The following is a 1,785-nucleotide window of genomic DNA, read 5'->3' on the forward strand; positions in this document are numbered from 1 at the left end:
GTCCGGTACCCCACCGGACGGGGGCCGCGCCGTTTCAGTGCCGGCCCGCCGACATGTCCATCACCGCGCGCAGCCCGCCCCGGACGGCCTCGGGCCGAACGTCGCCGAAGAGCGCCTGCTGGGCGATGAAGCCCTGCGCGGTGGCGATCATGGTGCGGGCCACGTGGTCCGCGTCGACGTCCGCATCCATCCAGCCGGCCGCCCGGTAGTCGGCCACGAGTCCGGCCCAGAGCTCGCGCATCGCGGCCCAGCCCTGCCCGAGGGTGGCCGCGAGCGCCTCGTTGCGCAGGGTCTCCGCCCAGACCTGGAGCACGAGTTGGGGGAAGACCCGGTCGCCGTCGCCGACCGGCGCATCGTGCAGGACCCGGTCGAGGACGGCGGCGAGCAGCACGTCCGGGGTGGGCGGCGGGGTGGTGGCGGCGGCCTGCGCGAAAGCCGTCCGAACGACCCCGAAGACCTCGCCGGCGATGGCCACGATGATCTCGTCCTTGCCGGCGAAGTACCGGTAGACGGCGCCCGCGGAGAGCCCGCTCTCGCGCAGCACGTCCTGCATCGAGGTGGCGTGGAAGCCGTTGCGGGCGAAGCAGCGGGCGGCGCCGTCGAGGATCTGGCGGCGGCGGGCGTCGAGGTGTTCCTGGGATACGCGGGCCATGCGACCCACCGTAGAACGAACATTCCTTCTTGACAAACACCCCGGGCGCTCCGAGAGTGAAGAAGGAAAAACGAACGATCCTTCTCTTTTGGGGGCGCCCGCCATGTCAGCCCACAGCCCGGCCCAGCTGCCCGTCCCGCGCAGGATCGCCGCGATCGGCCTCGCGGTGCCCCTGCTCGTCGCCCTCGCCCTCTGGGCCTTCGCCTGGCCCGCGGCCCGGCTCGCCCCGCGCGAGCTGCCGATCGGCGTCGCAGGACCGGCCGCCGCCACCGCCGCCGTCTCCGCGCAACTCTCCTCGCACGAAGGCGCGTTCAGCCTGCACCAGTACCCGGACGGGCAGGCCGCCCGGGCCGCGATCGAGGACCGCGAGATCTACGGCGCCCTGGTCGTGACCCCGCAGGGGCCGGAACTGCTCACCGCCTCCGCCGCGAGCCCCGTGGTCGCCCAGCTGCTGCAGGGCGCCGCGCAGCAGGCCGCCGGCGGGGCCGCCCCCGCCGCCGTACGGACCACCGACGTCGTACCGGCCCCGGCCGCCGATCCGCGCGGAGCCGTCCTCGGCGCCGGACTGCTGCCGCTGGTCCTCGCCGGACTCGCCGCCGGGGTGCTGGTCACCGTGCTCCGGCTGCGCCGCGGCCCGGCCCTCGCCGCGCTGACCGTCGCGGCCCTCGGTGCCGGGGCGGTCGCCGCACTCATCACCCACAGCTGGCTCGGCGCGCTCACCGGCAACTGGTTCCTGGAGGCCGGGGTCCTCGCGCTGACCGTCCTGGCCGTCGGCGCCACCGCCGCCGGGGCCGCCGCCCTGATCGGCGCCCCGGGCCTCGGCCTCACCGCGCTGCTCATGGTGCTGATCGGCAACCCGTTCTCGGGCGTAGCCTCGGCCCCCGAGCTGCTCCCCGGCGCCGCCGCCGCACTCGGTGCCCAGCTCCCGCCCGGGGCCGCGGGCCAACTCCTGCGCTCGGTCGCCTACTTCGACGGCGCCGGCGGCACCGCACCGGCCGTCGTCCTCGCCCTCTGGGCCGTCCTCGGGATCGCCGCCGTCCTCCTCGCCCGCCCCGCACGCAGGCCCGCCGCGGCACCGGCCCCGGAGCCGGTGGGCGTGTAGGGGCTCCCGAGCACCGCGGAGGCCGCCCGGC

Annotated in this window: 2 protein-coding genes; one reads left to right on the forward strand and one right to left on the reverse strand. The window is 76.4% G+C overall.

The window, feature by feature from the left end; genetic code table 11:
• Positions 1-34: 34 nt before the first annotated feature.
• Positions 35-652, reverse strand: coding sequence for a TetR/AcrR family transcriptional regulator (locus ACWGB8_RS38485; protein ID WP_452218301.1), 618 nt, complete (start codon positions 650-652; stop codon positions 35-37).
• A 103-nt stretch (positions 653-755) separates the two neighbouring features.
• Here ACWGB8_RS38485 and ACWGB8_RS38490 point away from each other — a divergent pair, with 103 nt between their 5' ends.
• Positions 756-1,754 (forward strand): ABC transporter permease, encoded by a 999-nt coding sequence (locus ACWGB8_RS38490; RefSeq protein ID WP_452218302.1) that lies wholly within the window; start codon positions 756-758, stop codon positions 1,752-1,754.
• Positions 1,755-1,785 lie beyond the last annotated feature (31 nt).

It is taken from the genome of Kitasatospora sp. NPDC054939, from assembly GCF_053610105.1.

What these genes read in the sequence shown, in the direction of transcription:
- ACWGB8_RS38485 (WP_452218301.1), bottom strand. Translation starts at nt 652, where the DNA reads ATGGCCCGCGTATCCCAGGAACACCTCGACGCCCGCCGCCGCCAGATC.
- ACWGB8_RS38490 (WP_452218302.1), top strand. Translation starts at nt 756, where the DNA reads ATGTCAGCCCACAGCCCGGCCCAGCTGCCCGTCCCGCGCAGGATCGCC.